We start from the raw sequence: 16,185 nt of genomic DNA, 5'->3' as shown, positions 1-16,185 counted from the left end.
GCGGATGCCGCTGGATAGGGTCAGAGGATGGCAGATGAGACAGCGGCCCGTCACCCCTCCGATTCGGGGAACGAGCGCGCCCGGAATCAGTTCCGCGGCTCGGCCGAGGAGAGGGCACTCGACTGGTTGCATCGAACCCAGTCGCCGGCATTCGGTGCTGTCAGCACCCTCGAACTGGTGCAGGTGGATCCGAGCGGCCGATTCGTCGCTGGTATCGGCACGATTCTTTCGAGCCTGAAGGTGGCGGCCCGGAGCGTCGTTGTCGTGGTCACCGTCGCCAGCGGGGAGTTGAGCATCCTGCCGGGGTCGCCCACTGCTTTTTGTTGGTTCGGTGACCGCATTGCTGTCGTCAGTGGCCGGCGCGTGCGATTGTGGGACCCAGCCGAGGGCGTGCCGGCGGGACTCGGTGAAGATGCCGGCACCAAGCCTGGCCTCGATCCCGGCCTCAACGGCGGGCGGATTGCCGGTCTGGCGGGCAGTGATGTCGGTAACCAGGCCAGTGAGCACGTTGGCAACCAGGCGCATGATCACTCAGACGGCGACGGCGTCGATGACCGCGTCGATCTCGGCGGAGCAGCCGAGTTTCTGGCCACCTCGCCCGGAGGTGGCCGTCTGCTGGCGGTGGTGGCCGTTCCGCAGCCCGACAACTACGACGCCAGCGAGCAGCTGCTGCCCGAGGCCGGGCAGGTCGAACCGCTGGTGTTCACCGGGGTGCCGGAGCAGCCGCGCCGCCTGGTGATCGTCGACCCCACTGCTGGCACGGCGAACGTGGTGCCGACCGACGTGAACGTGTGGGAGGCATGCTGGCTCGACGACAACCGTATTCTGGCGGTTGCCTCCGAGACGGCTGGGGAGACCGGCTGGTACCACTCAGCCCTGGTCGTTCTCGACGCGGCTACCGGAACAGTCACCGAGCTCTATCGGCCGGTGGAGGGAGTGCAACTGGCGCTTCCGCTCGTGCATGACGGCCATTGCCTGGCCGTCGAGGCGATTTGCAGCGACCGCGGTGTGGTCGCCGGCGACGTGGTCATCGTCGACCCGGCCGGCGACATCCACAAGCCCACGCTCGGCGCAGATGTGACCTGCCTCACCTCGGCCGGAATCGGCGCGATCGGCTTCACCGGGCTGCGCGGGCTCGAAACAGTGGTCGGACTGATCGACCCCGACTCCCACACGGGCCGAATCGTCTGGAGCACACCGGAAACGTTCTACGGCAGCTCCCCGCAGGTCACAATCGATGCGGCCGGCACGTTCTACGGGGTGTTGGAATCCTACGACCGCTACCCGCAGCTGGTCTCGCTCAGGGGCGACTCGGTGACGACGATCGTCGATTTCGCGCATCCGGGCAGCGTCGAGATCCGGCGCACCGGTGGGGTGATGCGACAGATCTCATGGACTGCCCCAGACGGGCGCACCGTCGAGGGGCTGTTCGTCAGTCCTGATTCGCCCGGCCCGCATTCTCTGTTGTTGAACGTTCACGGCGGGCCGGTGGCCGCCTGGCGCAACCGGTGGGGGATCGCCAACCACGACCGGCATCCGTATGTCGGCCTGCTCGCCGAGAACGGCATCGCGTCGTTGTATGTGAACCCGCGCGGCAGCCACGGTCGCGGCCAGGAGTTCACCGGCCTGATTCACGGCGACATGGCCGGTGCCGACATGAACGACCTGCTCAGCGGCATCGACCACCTGATTGCCGAGGGCCTGGTCGATCCGGCAGCGCTTGCCGTCACCGGCAACAGCTACGGTGCCCAGATGTCGGCCTGGTTGGTCACGCAGACCGACCGCTTTGCCGCCGCGATCTGCACCTCACCGGTGGTCGATTTCACCACCCAGCACCATTCGTCGAACATTCCTGACTTCGACCGCATCTTTCTTGACGCCGAGGTCGAATCGGATTCCAGCGCCTATGTCACCCGCAGCCCGCTGCGCTACGTGTCGCGGGTGACCACACCGACGATGCTGACTGCTGGCCTGATGGACAAGTGCACCCCGCCCGCGCAGGCGGTGCCGTTCCACCAGGCGCTCAGGCGCAACGGTGTGCCCACCGAACTGGTGTTGTATCCGCGGCAGGGGCACGGCATCACCGGGTTTCCCGAGACGGCCGACTTTCTGGGTCGACTTCTCGGCTGGTTGGAGCGGCACCTGCCGGCAGAGCGTCCGGCAATGGAGCACGCCGGTCATGGACACCGCGGTGAACGACCACGCGGTGATGAACACGGCGGCGAGGCGCACAGATGCAGTGCGCCCGGCGGCAGATGAATGACTGGAGTGTAGACATGCCCGAAATCGAATATGACGGCGTCATCGTCGTCGGCCTGGGCGGGTTCGGCTCGGCCGCCGCCTACCATTTGGCCGCCCGCGGCGAGACGGTGCTCGGCTTCGACCCCCGACTTCCCGGCCACACCGACGGTTCGTCCCACGGGCGCACCCGTATGGTGCGACAGGCCTACTTCGAGGATGCCGCCTATGTGCCCCTGGCCCGCCGCGCGTGGCAGCTCTGGCACGAGCTGGAAGACGCGGCCGGGGAACACCTGCTGACGGCATCCGGCGTGGTCGGAATCGGCCGAATCGGCGACCCGGTCGCGATCGTGCACGACACCCTCGACGCGGGCCAGCAGTACGGCCTGCCGCTCGACCACCTGTCGGCCAACCAGATCAGGGCCCAGTTTCCGGCGATCACGGTCGGTGACGATTACGAGGCGGTATTCGAAGCCGACGCCGGATTCGTCGATCCGCAACTGACGGTCGCCGCGCACCACCGGTTGGCGAAAGAGCACGGCGCGGTATTCGAGCAGAGGGTGGTGCTCGGCGTCGAGCACGATCCGGTGCTGCGGGTGATCACCGCCGATGCCGTCTACCGGCCGCGTGCGGTGGTCATGGCCGTAGGTCCCTGGGCTCCAGAACTTCTGGCCGGCCTGGAACTGCCGATCCGGACCAGGCGCAAGGTGGTCGCCCATTTCACGCCTTTGGATGACACGCAACTGACCGCCGACACCTTCCCCGCGTTCTTCGTCACCCACAACGACGAGGAGTACTACGGCTTTCCGGTGCTCGACGGCCAAGGGCTGAAGATCGCCCGGCATTCCAGCGGTGAATGGTGCACCCCCGACACGATCGATCGCACGGTGCACCCGCACGAAGTCGAAGAACTGCACGCCGTGCTGCGCGAGTTCATCCCGGCGGGGGCCGGCGACGTGCGCGACTCCTACACCTGCATGTACACGATGAGCACCGATGAGGATTTCATCATCGGAGCACTGCCCGAGGCGCCGGGGCTCATTGTCGCCACCGGATGCTCGGGCCACGCGTTCAAGTTCGTGCCCGTGATCGGCGAGATCCTGGCCGACCTCGCGACCGGGCGCCCGCCGCAGGTCGACCCCACATTCTTGTCGCCCGCGCGCTTCACTGCCGCAGCGGCATCCGACGTAGCCCCGGCGGCCGGCCGCACCCGCGGGTTCGAGCTCGCCTGAGCTGATTCCATGCCTTCGTTGCCTGAAGGTGGCGCGCTGAGAGCGCACAACAGCGCCTTCGCGCTGAGACCGCACAACAGCGCCTTCGCGCTGCTTCGGAAGGCTCCCTTTTGCTCCCTCACCGCCTTGGCCAGCGGTTGCGGTGATGTGGCTGGCTCGTGTCAGGCGTGAGTCTGCCACGATGGAGGCATGTGGATCGGCTGGATCGAATTCGATGTGCTGCTCGGTGACGTGCAGAGCCTGAAGCAGAAGCGCTCCGTGGTGCGCCCGCTGATCGCCGAGGTGCGGCGCCGGTTTCAGCTCAGCGTCGCCGAGGTCGGCCACCTCGACCTGCACCGCCGCAGCCTGGTGGGCGTTGCGGTCGTGTCGTCCACGAGCCAGCACGCGGTGGAGGTGCTCGACGAGGTGGAGCGGTTCGTCGCCGACCGGCCCGAGATCGAGTTGCTCTCGGCGAGGCGTCGGCTCGTGTCGTCGAGCGATGACGACTAGCGCCAGAAGAGGCTGCGAGCTCCCGCGGGTCATGGGCCACGATCTCAAGCAGCGATGCGAAGTGGGGGCCGCAGCGAGCCCCGGGGCCGTGACCGGAAGGCGCCGCCGGGACGGTGAACGAGTGCCGTGGCGGCTCGGAAGCCTTGAGGGAAAGCGTGATCCGGGGTCATGGCCGGGCGACGGTGAGACCGGGCCACGGGCATCCTCGGCCGTGATCAGGCAAAGGGGTTAGCGTGTGAGGTATGGGCACGACCCGTGGCTTCGACAGGCTGGTGTTCTTCACCGACGCGGTCACCGCAATCGCGTTGACCGTACTCATCCTGCCGCTGGTCGACCTAGTGGTCAGTGCCGCCGACAGCCGGGTGTCGGCGACGCAGTTCCTGGGGCAACATTTCGAAGAGTTGATCGCGTTCCTGATCAGCTTCGCCGTGATTGCGCGGCTGTGGCTCGCCCATCACTCGGTCTTCGAACACATCCGGTCGTACTCGGGCCGGTTGGTGTTTCTCAACATGCTCTGGCTTTTGACGATCGTCGTGCTGCCCCTGCCGACCGCTATGACCGCCGAGTTTCCGACGACCCGATTTACGATCGCGTTCTACATCGGCACGATGACGCTCAGCAGCCTCTGCCTGACCGCGATCGCATTTCTCATCCGGCGAAGCCCCGACCTCGAATCGACCGACAACCCGTTGACCTCCCGGTTCATGTCGGGGAGCATCACGATCACGTCAGGCTTTTTCGTCGCTTTGCTGGTTGGGGTCGTATTTCCATCGATCGGCTATTGGGCGTTGCTGGTTTTGTTCCTTTCAATTCCGGTTGACGCGCTTGTCAAACACCGGGCGGCGGTGCAGGCAGAGCGCCGCGCCCGCGTCGCGGGACGTAGCCGTGGGGCGGATTGAGTGCGCAGATCAGCCGCTCAGCTGTGTGCACGGCACGAGCTCAAAACGCCGGATGCGTTTCGCCTCGCAGCGGCACAACTTTCCGGCTGTGATCAATTGTGGACGAACGACACCCGGCTTGCGGTCGCGTCCTAGGGCTTGGCCGTCGACTGCTGCTGACCGGCACGATTTTCGACAAATGGCCACAATGCGGCTTCAAGCGCTCCTCAGGAAACGTCAGGGCACCGGCCGACAATGTCGAACCGGTGCCCCAACGTTTTTGCGATCCTGTCACGCCTGAATTCGCTGCACCGGAATCCAGCAGTCGAAGGTTCGTTACAGGCGCACGACCTTCTTGTTCATGAACTCCTCCATGCCCAGCGGGCCGAGTTCGCGGCCGACACCCGACGCCTTGATGCCGCCGAACGGCAAGTCGGCCTGAGAGCCGCCGGCCTGGTTCACGTAGACCATTCCGGCGTCGATGCGTGACCCGACTCGAGCGGCACGTTCACGGTCGGTGCTGAAGACGCTGGAGCCGAGACCGAACGGGGTGTCATTGGCGATGCGGATGGCGTCGTCCTCCGACTCTGCCCGGAATGCGATCGCCACCGGACCAAAGAGTTCGTCGTGGTAGGCCTTCATGCCCGGCTTCACATCGGTCAAGAGGGCCGGCTGCACGTACGCCCCCGGACCGTCATGAAGCTGCCCGCCGGTGTGAAGGGTCGCCCCGTCGTTCACCGCACCCTGGATCTGGCCGACCAGATCCTCGGCCGCTTTCCTTGAAGAAAGCGGCGCCAAGGTTGTCTTCGGGTCTGCTGGGTCGCCGGGCGTGAAGCGCTCCAGACGTTTGGCGAACTTCTCGACGAACTCGTCGTAGAGGTCAGACATGATGATCATGCGCTTGGGAGCGTTGCAGGCCTGCCCCGTGTTGCCCATACGCGAATCCACCGCGATTTTGACCGTCTTGTCGAGGTCGTCCGAATCCAGGATGACCATCGGGTCGGACCCGCCAAGCTCGAGCACCATCTTCTTGAGGTTTGCGCCCGCAATCGCGGCCACGGCACGTCCGGCCCGCTCGCTTCCGGTCAGGGAGACACCCTGCACGCGGGGGTCGGCGAGCACCCATTCGATCTGGCTACTCGACGCGTAAACGTTGATGTAGGCGTCCCGGGGCACACCCGCATCCTGCAGCACTTTCTCGATGGCCGCGGCGGAGCGTGGGCAACTGGAGGCGTGCTTGAGCAGGATGGTGTTGCCCAACACCAGGTTCGGCGCGGCGAACCGGGCAACCTGGTAATAGGGGTAGTTCCACGGCATGATGCCGAGGATGACCCCGATCGGCCGCTTCTGCACGACCGCCTTGCCGCCGACGATGTCCATCGGCTCGTCGGCGGTCAGCTGCTCGGCGTTGTCGGCGTAGTAGCGGAAGATCTCGTTCGTGATGCCGAGCTCGCCGCGGGCCTCGTCGATCCGTTTTCCCATTTCGAGAGTGATGATCGCGGCAAGCTCGTCTGCTCGTTCGGCGAAGAGCTCCGCGGCGCGGTGCACGATGGCGGCGCGCTCGGCGACCGTTCGGTTCTTCCACGAGTGATATTCGACGTCGGCCCGCTCGATTGCGTCGCGCAGGTTCTCGTCGGAAATGATCGGGAACTCCTCGACGACGGTTCCATCGGCGGGGTTCGTGACCTTATACATTGTGATTCTCCTTCGTTGATACCGGTAGTTGTGAGTGCGCAGCCCCTACAGGAGTGCGCGGTTCTTCAGGTTCGAGACGAGCGCCCAGATTCCGAACTCCCAGCGCGGCGCCGTCTCGGAATGCATGACCGTGTTCACCAGCGTTCCAAGTTGCGGAGTCGAGATTCGCACGATGTCGCCGAGAACATGGGTGAAGCCGGCCTTCGGGGCGAGGCGATCGGTGGTCGGTGAGAACAGGGTGCCGGTGTACAACACGAAACCATCCGGGTACTGGTGGTGGTCACCGATCGCGTGGCCGATCAGCTCGAGCGGGTCGCGGCTGATCTTGCGCATCGAACTCGTACCCTCCATCGTGAACCCATCCTGGCCGTCCACCCTCAACTCGATATCGAGCGTGCGCGCATCGTCCATGGTGAATTGATCGTCGAAGAGCCGCACGAACGGCCCGATCGCCGACGACGCATTGTTGTCTTTGGCCTCACCCAACAGCAGAGCGCTTCGCCCCTCGACATCGCGAAGGTTGACGTCATTGCCGAGGGTCACCCCGACGGCGTGGCCGTCGGAACGTACGGCGAAGACGACCTCTGGCTCCGGGTTGTTCCATGACGATTCGGAGTGCACACCGATCGCCTGTCCTGAGCCCACGGAGGACAGCACGGGTGCTTTGGTGAAGATCTCCGGGTCGGGCCCGATCCCGACCTCGAGGTATTGTGACCACAGGTTCTCCTTCTGCAGGACCTCTTTCACCCGGGCCGCCTCTTCACTGCCCGGTTTGACCTCGGAGATGGCCCCGCCGATGACCTCGGCGAGCTTCTCTCGGAGGGCGGCAGCCCTCGCTGAGTCGCCGCCGGCCCGCTCCTCAATCACGCGCTCGATCATCGAGGCCACGAAGGTGACGCCGGCGGCCTTCACGACCTGCAAGTCGATCGGGGCCAAAAGATGAGGAACCTCAGGGTTCCGTTCTTCCCCGAATGCGCTCACGAGGCTCGCCAACTCCCAGCGCTTTCGGTCGGCGCTCTCTGCGCGACCACGGGCCACCACCGCCAGCAGGTCGTCTCGCTCGAAGAGTGTCGAAACCGTCGGACTGAGGTCGGTGATGTCAACGGCAAAGCCGGAATCAACGACGACCACGCATGGTCCGCCGGCTTCAGGGTCGAACACCCGGCCCACCAACGTGGCTTTTTCTGCATCGGCGGGGAGGAGCTCGGCGAGCGTAATGGAGTTCAGGGTCACTGTGCTGGGTTCCTCAGCGTTCATTTCGTATCTACGGATGTCGTAGTAGCGCCGGTCGCGGGGACGACGCCGGGCATGCCGCCTGTATTCCACGCGAAGTATTCCCACAGTTCACCAGAGGGTCCTGAAAAGTAAAGACAGCGGGCGTTCCACGGGTAGTCTGCGGGCGGGGAGTACACCTCGACGCCCTTGGCCAGTAGCGCCTGGTAGGTCTCATCGATGGCGGCGGGGGAGTCCAGTTCGCAGGCGAGCATGACTCCGTGGCCAGAGGACTCGGTGAGTTGACCCGGGACGCCCGTGGTTTCAGTGAGCTTTCGCGCGTCCCACAGGGCCAGGATCAGTCCGGGGCCCTCAAAGTCGGCGAAGCCGGGCATCCGGCTGCGCGGAGTGAACCCCAGCTTTTCGGTATAGAAGGTCACACTCTCGTCAAGCGTGCGGGTGATCAGGCAGACATCGGTGATGTTCGGTTTGGGGGACAAATCAGTTCTCCTCAATCGTTGTTCTGGTCGGGGCAGGGCTGGTTGGCGCGGTGTGGTCAGGGATTGGAGACCGTGGGGTTCTGCGGGTCGCTCACGGACCAGTCGTTCTCCTGCGGAAACATCCAAGGCAACGGCATCAGGTCGCGGGAGGCGACAACTTGCGGCGTGCCGCGTACGTCGACGATCACTTCGGCGTCCTGACAGTAGGTGCCCATGAGCTCCCGGCAGAACCCGCATGGGTTGGTCACAACGATGCGACCCTCCTCGTTCTTGCAGACCGCCACCATCGATACGATCTGCGTGTCATTTGCCATCTGCGCGTTCGCGAGTGCCGACGATTCGGCGCAGATGTTGATTCGCCGCGACCCCATGTGCAACCCCAGGAAGACAGACCCGCGTGCAGTCTGCACCGCCGCGGCCACCTGATGGAGTTCGGGATGGTGCGCGCGCTGCAGCAGATCTTTGGCTCGCTCGAACAGGTCGACGTCTGCGGCGGTCAGTTCACGTGTCTTCATGTCAGTCCATCACCGGTGTCGCGATGCGCGTGGAGCCCTGTTTCGACGTGCGGGCGAGAACCACCAACCCGATGAACGCGACCACATATGGAATCATCTGGGCGAATTGGGGCGGCATGACCGAGTCATCGATCACGATGGAGGCGGCCGACGAGAACCCGAAGCCGACACACATGAGTGCCAGCAGGAGCACACGTCCCCGGCTGAAGATCACGGCGGCCAGTGCGACGAACCCGAGACCGCTGGTCATCCCCTCAGTGAACAGGGTGAGCTGCCCCATGCTCAGTTGCACGCCGGCCAGGGCGCAGAGAACGAAGCACCAGACCTGAGCGAGGATGCGCATGCGAACCACGCTGCCGCCGGCCGAGATGAGCGCGGCCGGATGCTCGCCGGCAGCCTTCAGGTGCCGCACCAGCACGGTTCGGCGGGCCGCGATGAAGACCAGCACCACGAGCACCCAGCTGACATAGGTCAACACTGTGTGGCCGGAGAAGAGGGGGCCGAGCACCGGTACGTTTGAAATCCCGGGGATCACGACTTTGGCCACGCCCGGAATGCCGTCATCGCTCAGAGTACCCTTCACCCCGAACATGGACCGCAACAGATACACCGTCGCCCCGGCCGCGAAGATGTTCAACACGATGCCGGCGACGAAGACGTTGACCTTGAGCACGGTGATCAGATAGCCGAAAACCAATCCGGCGATTGCCGCCAGAACCAGCGTGTAGATGATGGCCAGACCGACCGACCCGGTGGTCAATCCGATCACCACGCCGAGGAACGCGCCAAAGAGCATGACCCCTTCGAGGCCAACGTTGAGGTCTTTCGTCCAGATCGTGGTCAGACAGCCGAGGCCTGCGAGCAGGATTGGGGTGGTGAACCGGATTCCGGAGGCGAGGAACGCATCGATGAGATCCATGACCTACCGTCCTTTCGTGCTGCTGAAGCGGGTATGCAGGGCGGCGATGCGGGCGAACAGGCCTGACTTGGCCGCGGCGGCGATGATGATCACCGAGATGAGGATGAGGGACAACTCCGACGGCACGGTCGAGACCTGCTCGATTCCGCGGGCGGTGGCACGCATCACACAGTAAATGGTCACCCAGACGATCGTCGGGATCGGGCGGGCGCGGGCGATCAGTGCGATCAGCACGGCGTCCCAGCCGATGCCGGAGCCGATCTCCGTCCAGAACCTGCCCTGGGAAGCGGTGACTAGAAGTGATCCGCCGATGCCCGCGAGAGCACCGCTGGTCATCATGGCCAGAATGCGGGACCGCTTGACATTGATGCCCACAGCCGTTGCAAATCCGGGGCTCTCCCCGGTCATGCGCCATCGGTAGCCGACGATGGTGCGTTCGCTGAGCCACCAGGTGCCGACGCAGGCGAGCAACACTACAACGATGGCCCAGGTCAGGCCGGTTCTGGGCATGATCTCTGTGAAGCGCGCGGAGTTGAAGATCTCCCTCGTGGTTCCACTTTGTCGGCCCGGGTCACGCAGGGGACCGGTGGCAAGGTACGTGCAGAAGAGGATGATGATGTAGTTCGACAGGAGGGTGGAGAGCACTTCGTCGACGTCCCACGCCGCGCGTAGCCAGCCCAAACCGGCCGCGATGGCACCACCGACGATGGCGGCTGCTGCGGTAGTGATCACCAGGTGCAGGCCCGTGAACATCGGGCCCAGGTACGCGCCGGCGAGTGCCGCCGCCAAGGCACCGGCGTAGACCTGGCCTTCGGCTCCGATGTTGAACATTCCCGATCGGAACGCGATCGCGACTCCCAGCGCCGCCACGTAAAGCGGTAGTCCCCACGCCAGAGTGCGCGCGATGCTGGTGCCCGAGCCGAGCGCGTACTGCAGGCCGGCACCGATGGTGCCGAATGCCTCATACCCTTGTACTTGGATGAGAATGACGGCGGTGACCAGTGCAACCGCGATGATGAACACACTGGTGACGACTGTGCGGCCGGTCGACGTTGCCAACCAGGTGCGCAGGCCGGTGGCCTGGGCCACCTTGATCGGCCGAGTCTGCATGAAACTCACGATGCGGCTCCCGTCGTTATTCCGGTCATGTGCATGCCGAGCTGTTCGGCGGTGGTTTCAGTGGCGATCTCCTCAGCCACGATCTTGCCGTCATACATGACGATCACGCGGTCGGCGAAACGGAGGATCTCGTCGAGGTCGGCCGAGATCAGCAACACGGCACATCCGCGCCTTGTCGCCTCCGCCACCTGTTCGTACATGAACTCGATGGCACCGAGGTCGACCCCGCGCGTGGGCTGGGCGAGGATGAGCAACTTGGGCAGTTCCTCCAATTCCCGGGCGAGCACAACCTTCTGTTGGTTTCCGCCCGAGAGAGTGCTGCAGCGGGCGTCGATGCCGGCAGTCTTGACCGAGTAGCGATCCACCAGCTCGGAGGCCCAGGCGCGCATGGCAGGCGGAAAGGCGTTGCCGAACGACTGCACCGCGTTGCGGGCACGAAGACGCCCGGCTGCGAGGCCTTCGAGTACCGTTCCGTTGATCGGAATGCCTTCCAAGTGACGGTCTTCGGGAACGTAGGAGACGCCGCGTTCGCGCCGTTCGGAGACCCCGTTGGTGGCCATATCCTCGCCGTCGAGTAGAATCGAGCCTTCACTCGGCTGGATGGTGCCGATCAGTGTTTCAGCGAGTACGGACTGGCCGTTGCCCTCCACGCCGGCGACTGCCAGAATCTCCCCAGCCCGGATCTGGAAGCCGACACCCTCCAACGAGGCGTCGTGGCCCTGCGGGCCGGTCGACAGCCCAGCGACCTCGAGCACGACCGGTGCATTGGTGTCGTTGGTGTGCTCCATTCGGCCGAGGCTGACATTCTTGCGGCCGGTCATGGCTGCGACCACCTCGGCGGCGGTTGTTTCGGTGGCCACCTGAGTGATCACGGTCTTTCCATTGCGCAGCACAGTGATGCGATCGGCAATGGCGAAGACCTCACGGAGCTTGTGCGAGATGAAGATGATCGACGAGCCGTCATCGGCGAGCTTTCGCAGCAGGATGAACAGTTCTTCCGTCTCCTGCGGTGTGAGAACCGCGGTGGGTTCGTCGAGGATGATGATGCGAGCGCCTCGGTAGAGCACTTTCATGATCTCGAGCTTCTGCTGGGTGGCGACGTTCAGGTCACCCACGATTGCCTTCGGGTCGAGTCGGATGCCCAGGCGCGCCATCGGGTCGGCCAGGGACTCCGCGGCGGCCGCGTGGCTGTACCAGCCGCCACGCCCCGGCTCCGCACCGAGCGTCACGTTCTCGGCCACGGTGAAACTGGGCACGAGCATGAAGTGCTGGTGAACCATCCCAATGCCATGCCTGATCGAATCCATCGGTTTGGCGAACCGTACCGTTGCACCATCTATGGCAATCGAGCCTGCATCCGGCTGGTACATTCCGTACAGAATGCGCATCAGAGTGGTCTTTCCGGCGCCGTTCTCGCCGACCAGGGCATGGATCTCACCCTTGTGCAGGTCGAAGTTCACGTTCTGGTTCGCGGTGACGGAGCCGAATCGCTTGGTGACACCGTTGACCTTCAGCACCGTGGCGCCGGTGGCCGATTTGGCACCGGCGCCAGCCGGGCTACTTTGCGGTGACGGTGAGTGAGCCACTGGTGATCTGCTCCTGAATGTCTGCCAGAGTGGCCAGTTGGTCACTGCTCAGCAGGGTGTCGTCGTAGACCATTGCCCAGCCGCCTTCGGCAAAACCGTAACTGGTGGACTCGCCCTTGGTGAGCTCGTTAGAGACGAACTTCTGGGTGGTGGCGAGAATCACCTTGTCGACGCCCATGGTGAGGCTGCCGGGAACCTTTCCGGGGGCCAGGCTGCTCTTGTCGGCCACAACGCCGATCGGCGCGATGTCGGCACCCGACTTGGCGGCGTCGAAGGCACCAGCGCCTGAAAGGCCCGCGTACGCGAACATGGAGAATGCACCCTTGTTGGCGAGTGCGGTCGCGATCTCGCTGCCCTTCGCGGGGTCGACGAACGATCCGACATACTGCGACGAGACAGTCTGTGAACTGTCTGCCTGGGCGACGCCCTGTTCGTAGCCGCTCTGGCAGTTCTCGATCACTGGGGCATTCACGCCGCCGATGAATCCGGCTACCGACTTGCCGGCACCCTGATTGTTGACTGCGGCGAGAGCCCCGGCCATGAAACACCCCTCAGCCGTGCGGAACTCGGCAGAAACAATTGCCGGGTTGTCGACGACGCCGTCGACGAAGACGAAGGTGGTGTCGGGGTTGCTGTCCGCAGTCTTGATCATGGCGTCGATTGCTTCGAAACCGAGCACGAAAACCAACTCGTTGGCGTCGGCCGCGTCTTGCAGGAGGGGTTCGAAGTTCTGCGCCTGAAGCTGGCCCTCATATGTCTTGACCGAAGCGTTGAACTCGCTGGCGAGGGTGGCCTCTGCTCCGGCGGCCTGGTCGAAGAAGTCGCCGTCTCCGAACGCGTTGTCGACGAAGATGCCGATCGTCGGTCCGTCTGCAGATGTACCGACGGCATCTGGGGCCTTACCGGAACAACCGACCAGGGTGAGGCTCAGTGCAGCGACGGCTGCGATGGCGGCGCGAGTGGCGTAGCGGGGAAGGCGGGAGCCTTTGGTGTGGTTGGTGAAGTCTTGATCGTTCACTGCTGTACCCTTCTCGGCTTTGAAAAGGGGAAGACCGGATGGTTCCCCTGCGGCATGATGAACTATAACACAGCAAACATCAGATGATAGGATCAACCGATGTTCGAGGTTTTGGGCATGATGTCGTGAATGGGTTCAGAGGAGATCACCGATGCAACAACGAGTCGTTGTCACCGATCATGCGTTTCAGAACGTGGTGCAGGAAGCCGCCATGGCGCGTGCGCTGAACGCAGACTTCGCCGAGTTCTCCTGTGCTTCGGAGGCGGAAACGGTAGCCGCGGTGACCGGTGCCGATGTTGCGTTCGTGAATTTTGCGCCAGTCAACCACGCAGTTCTCAGCGCGCTGAACCCGGGAGCCACCGTCGTTCGGTACGGCATCGGCTATGACAATGTCGACATTGAAACCGCCGACGAGCTTGGGGTCCAGGTGGCAAATGTGCCCGACTACGGCATCCAGACCGTTGCCGACCACGCTAGTGCCGGGCTGCTGACCCTGGCCAGGCGAATCCCGATGTTCAATCACGAGATTCGTGCGCGAGGTTGGATCGCACCGGCTGGGCTCGGACCGATCCGCAGCTTCCGCTCGATGACGGTGGGTCTGGTTGGTCTGGGAAAGATCGCGCAAGAGGTCGTTGCACGACTGCGCCCCTTCGGATTCCAATTCGTTGCGTATGACCCGTACTGCCCCCGTGATGTCGCCGATTCACTCGGCGTTCAAATCGTCGAGATCAACGAACTGGCGCAACGTTCGCACGCGATCAGCCTGCATGCCCCGAGCACGTCGGAGACCCATCGAATCATCAACGCGGAGTTCCTGTCGAAGGTTCCTGAAGGGGCGGTGATCGTGAACACGGCTCGCGGTAGCCTGATCGACGAGGCTGCCCTTGTTGAAGCGATACGCAGCGGTCGGGTGGCCGGCGCGGCTCTCGACGTCACCGACCCGGAGCCGGTTCCGTCCGACTCCCCGTTGCGAGAGTTGCCAGGCGTCGTCTTCACCCCCCACGCCGCCTTCTATGACGAACAGTCCCTTCATCGGTTGCAGCAATTGGCGAGCGAAGAGGGTGCCAGGGCGCTTCGCGGCGAGCCATTGCGGTGCAAGGTGGTATGACTGGTGAACAGGCAGTGTGACAATCTCTCAAGAAATGGGCCACCAAGATGACGATTGATTCGCTCGACTCGCCCGCCGTTGGCTTGAGACCGGATCGGCGGGCCAAGCGCCAATCTTTGTCTGATCAGGTGGCGGAGTCAATCACCGACAAGCTCATCGCCGACGGACTCAAAGCTGGCGACAAGCTGCCAACCGAGCCGGAACTGGCCGAATATTACGGCGTGAGTCGCAGTGTGATCCGCGAGGCCGGCCGCATTCTCACCGAACGTGGGCTGGTCGACATTCGCCCGGGTCGGGGAATGACCGTCGCCGACTTTGACGGCGCCGCCATATCTCGTCAGTTCGGGCTGGTCCTCGATATGCAGCACGGAACGTTTCGGCAGCTGATGGAGATGCGGCTGGTCATGGAGGTCGGTATGACTGAATACGCGGCGCTTCGGCACACTGCTGAAGACATGGCGCTCATCCGAACGGCGCTGGCGGCATTCGGCGCGAACCAGGGTCAGAACGAGACGTTGCAGGCAGACATTGATTTTCACGCGGCCGTCGCGGCAGCATCTCACAACCCGTTCTTCGTTCATCTGGTCAACCCGGTCAACGACTACCTGCGCAAGGCATATGACGAGAGTCGCGGTTATGTGGCAGCGCAGAGCCAGACCTACGCCGAACACGCCAAGATTGCCGATGCGATCGAGTCGCGGGATCCGACACTGGCCGCAGCCGCAGCACGTGAACATCTTCAGCGTGTTCTCGACGCGAGCGAAGACTTGATCACAAAATCGGCAGTGAGTAGTTGACGTCGCGGTGCGGCAGATAAGGAAGATGAGATCGTTGGATGAGAACGTTCGTGGTGGAGCAACAGAGGCCCTGGCGGGTATCGCCATGCCGTCGGAAGACTATCGACTCACCGGTCGCCACATCGTGGTCACCGGCGGTGGCCGCGGGTTGGGGCAGGGCATAGCGGCGTCGGCTGCGATTGCCGGAGCATTGGTCACGATCATCGCCCGTTCAGGTGCCCAACTCGACGAGACGGCTCAGCTGATTGCTGAGGCCGGTGGCCTCGCCCGGCCGTACCCGCTCGATCTGAGCGACACGTCGGCGTTTCGCAAGCACCTCGAGGTGATCGTGGAGCGAAACGGGCCTATCGACGGCGTGGTGCATGCCGCCGGCGTTCAGGTGCGCAAGAAGGCGGTGGAGTTGACCGTCGACGACTGGCGATTCGTGCAGACCATGAACCTTGAGGCTCCGTTTTTTCTCAGCCAGGAGATCGCGCGGATGCAACTGGACGAGAAGCGCGCTGGGTCGCACGTCTTCATCGGCTCATTGAACAGCACCATTGGATTGGCCGGGGTGGCCCCCTACGCGGCGTCGAAGACTGGTCTGCTTGGCGCGGCCCGCTCGCTGTCGACGGAGTGGTCAGGGCGAGGTGTTCGAGCGAACGTGATCGGTCCGGGGTACTTTCACACGGCTATGACCGACGGGTTGCTGAGCCAGGCGAGCGACCATGAGCGAATCCTCGGGCGTATTCCTATGGGGCGTCTCGGCGACCCGGCCGACGTGGGGGGATTGGCTGTCTTTCTGCTCTCCGATGCCTCACGCTACATCACCGGTCAGCTGATCAACGTGGATGGCGGCTGGCTGGCCTCCTGAGCGTTGGCTTGGGAGGTTCGGATCAG

General features: G+C 63.9%; 16 protein-coding genes. 8 read left to right on the top strand and 8 right to left on the bottom strand.

What is annotated here, in order from left to right; genetic code table 11:
- The first annotated feature begins 27 nt into the window (after nucleotides 1–27).
- The 5 genes from DL891_RS14380 to DL891_RS17820 all read left to right on the top strand — a co-directional run bounded on the left by DL891_RS14380 (nucleotide 28) and on the right by DL891_RS17820 (nucleotide 4,993).
- Nucleotides 28–2,259, top strand: a complete 2,232-nt coding sequence (locus DL891_RS14380) for a S9 family peptidase (RefSeq protein WP_111721148.1) — start codon at nucleotides 28–30, stop codon at nucleotides 2,257–2,259.
- Between the two features lie 17 nt (nucleotides 2,260–2,276).
- A complete protein-coding gene (gene solA, locus DL891_RS14375) occupies nucleotides 2,277–3,470 on the top strand; it encodes an N-methyl-L-tryptophan oxidase (RefSeq protein WP_157962533.1) in 1,194 nt (397 codons plus the stop codon).
- A 189-nt stretch (nucleotides 3,471–3,659) separates the two neighbouring features.
- Nucleotides 3,660–3,959 carry a DUF503 domain-containing protein gene (locus tag DL891_RS14370; protein ID WP_111721146.1) on the top strand — a complete coding sequence of 100 codons (300 nt, stop codon included), beginning with the start codon at nucleotides 3,660–3,662 and terminating at the stop codon, nucleotides 3,957–3,959.
- A 242-nt stretch (nucleotides 3,960–4,201) separates the two neighbouring features.
- Entirely contained in the window at nucleotides 4,202–4,858 is a 657-nt protein-coding gene (locus DL891_RS14365) for a TMEM175 family protein (protein WP_111721145.1), read from the top strand.
- The gene (locus DL891_RS17820) at nucleotides 4,859–4,993 is read left to right on the top strand and encodes a PIN domain-containing protein (protein WP_111721144.1); all 135 of its coding nucleotides are present in this window, start codon (nucleotides 4,859–4,861) and stop codon (nucleotides 4,991–4,993) included.
- A 180-nt stretch (nucleotides 4,994–5,173) separates the two neighbouring features.
- Here DL891_RS17820 and DL891_RS14355 read toward each other — a convergent pair whose 3' ends face one another.
- Genes DL891_RS14355 through DL891_RS14320 form a run of 8 tightly spaced genes read right to left on the bottom strand, consistent with a single transcriptional unit; the run spans nucleotide 5,174 to nucleotide 13,401 of the window.
- Nucleotides 5,174–6,532 (bottom strand): NAD-dependent succinate-semialdehyde dehydrogenase, encoded by a 1,359-nt coding sequence (locus DL891_RS14355; protein WP_111721143.1) that lies wholly within the window; start codon nucleotides 6,530–6,532, stop codon nucleotides 5,174–5,176.
- A gap of 45 nt (nucleotides 6,533–6,577) precedes the next feature.
- Nucleotides 6,578–7,765 (bottom strand): fumarylacetoacetate hydrolase family protein, encoded by a 1,188-nt coding sequence (locus DL891_RS14350; protein ID WP_232819195.1) that lies wholly within the window; start codon nucleotides 7,763–7,765, stop codon nucleotides 6,578–6,580.
- A 20-nt stretch (nucleotides 7,766–7,785) separates the two neighbouring features.
- Nucleotides 7,786–8,244 carry a VOC family protein gene (locus DL891_RS14345; protein ID WP_198668930.1) on the bottom strand — a complete coding sequence of 153 codons (459 nt, stop codon included), beginning with the start codon at nucleotides 8,242–8,244 and terminating at the stop codon, nucleotides 7,786–7,788.
- 56 nt (nucleotides 8,245–8,300) lie between these two features.
- Nucleotides 8,301–8,759: a hypothetical protein gene (locus DL891_RS14340; protein ID WP_111721140.1), complete on the bottom strand. Its 459-nt coding sequence runs from the start codon at nucleotides 8,757–8,759 to the stop codon at nucleotides 8,301–8,303.
- Nucleotide 8,760: 1 nt separating this feature from the next.
- A complete protein-coding gene (locus DL891_RS14335) occupies nucleotides 8,761–9,678 on the bottom strand; it encodes an ABC transporter permease (RefSeq protein ID WP_111721139.1) in 918 nt (305 codons plus the stop codon).
- 3 nt (nucleotides 9,679–9,681) lie between these two features.
- The gene (locus tag DL891_RS14330) at nucleotides 9,682–10,788 is read right to left on the bottom strand and encodes an ABC transporter permease (protein WP_232819203.1); all 1,107 of its coding nucleotides are present in this window, start codon (nucleotides 10,786–10,788) and stop codon (nucleotides 9,682–9,684) included.
- A 5-nt stretch (nucleotides 10,789–10,793) separates the two neighbouring features.
- A complete protein-coding gene (locus DL891_RS14325; protein ID WP_198668929.1) occupies nucleotides 10,794–12,383 on the bottom strand; it encodes an ABC transporter ATP-binding protein in 1,590 nt (529 codons plus the stop codon).
- The gene (locus DL891_RS14320; protein WP_157962532.1) at nucleotides 12,355–13,401 is read right to left on the bottom strand and encodes a BMP family protein; all 1,047 of its coding nucleotides are present in this window, start codon (nucleotides 13,399–13,401) and stop codon (nucleotides 12,355–12,357) included. The genes DL891_RS14325 and DL891_RS14320 overlap by 29 nt, the downstream gene beginning before the upstream one ends.
- A gap of 151 nt (nucleotides 13,402–13,552) precedes the next feature.
- Between DL891_RS14320 and DL891_RS14315 the strand changes: the two genes are divergently transcribed.
- The 3 genes from DL891_RS14315 to DL891_RS14305 all read left to right on the top strand — a co-directional run bounded on the left by DL891_RS14315 (nucleotide 13,553) and on the right by DL891_RS14305 (nucleotide 16,159).
- Nucleotides 13,553–14,509 carry a C-terminal binding protein gene (locus tag DL891_RS14315; RefSeq protein WP_111721135.1) on the top strand — a complete coding sequence of 319 codons (957 nt, stop codon included), beginning with the start codon at nucleotides 13,553–13,555 and terminating at the stop codon, nucleotides 14,507–14,509.
- A 128-nt stretch (nucleotides 14,510–14,637) separates the two neighbouring features.
- Nucleotides 14,638–15,306 (top strand): FadR/GntR family transcriptional regulator, encoded by a 669-nt coding sequence (locus DL891_RS14310; protein ID WP_198668928.1) that lies wholly within the window; start codon nucleotides 14,638–14,640, stop codon nucleotides 15,304–15,306.
- A gap of 25 nt (nucleotides 15,307–15,331) precedes the next feature.
- Nucleotides 15,332–16,159: an SDR family NAD(P)-dependent oxidoreductase gene (locus tag DL891_RS14305; protein ID WP_198668927.1), complete on the top strand. Its 828-nt coding sequence runs from the start codon at nucleotides 15,332–15,334 to the stop codon at nucleotides 16,157–16,159.
- Nucleotides 16,160–16,185: the final 26 nt, after the last annotated feature.

This window comes from Homoserinimonas sp. OAct 916, from assembly GCF_003260275.1.
GTDB lineage: Bacteria > Actinomycetota > Actinomycetes > Actinomycetales > Microbacteriaceae > OACT-916.
The sequence above is the reverse complement of the archived record's forward strand: the minus strand, read 5'-3'. Positions and strand labels throughout refer to the sequence as shown.

Coding starts and splice junctions, on each gene's coding strand:
- DL891_RS14380 (WP_111721148.1), top strand. CDS start 28: ATGGCAGATGAGACAGCGGCCCGTCACCCCTCCGATTCGGGGAACGAG.
- solA (WP_157962533.1), top strand. CDS start 2,277: ATGCCCGAAATCGAATATGACGGCGTCATCGTCGTCGGCCTGGGCGGG.
- DL891_RS14370 (WP_111721146.1), top strand. CDS start 3,660: ATGTGGATCGGCTGGATCGAATTCGATGTGCTGCTCGGTGACGTGCAG.
- DL891_RS14365 (WP_111721145.1), top strand. CDS start 4,202: ATGGGCACGACCCGTGGCTTCGACAGGCTGGTGTTCTTCACCGACGCG.
- DL891_RS14355 (WP_111721143.1), bottom strand. CDS start 6,532: ATGTATAAGGTCACGAACCCCGCCGATGGAACCGTCGTCGAGGAGTTC.
- DL891_RS14340 (WP_111721140.1), bottom strand. CDS start 8,759: ATGAAGACACGTGAACTGACCGCCGCAGACGTCGACCTGTTCGAGCGA.
- DL891_RS14335 (WP_111721139.1), bottom strand. CDS start 9,678: ATGGATCTCATCGATGCGTTCCTCGCCTCCGGAATCCGGTTCACCACC.
- DL891_RS14330 (WP_232819203.1), bottom strand. CDS start 10,788: ATGCAGACTCGGCCGATCAAGGTGGCCCAGGCCACCGGCCTGCGCACC.
- DL891_RS14315 (WP_111721135.1), top strand. CDS start 13,553: ATGCAACAACGAGTCGTTGTCACCGATCATGCGTTTCAGAACGTGGTG.
- DL891_RS14305 (WP_198668927.1), top strand. CDS start 15,332: ATGAGATCGTTGGATGAGAACGTTCGTGGTGGAGCAACAGAGGCCCTG.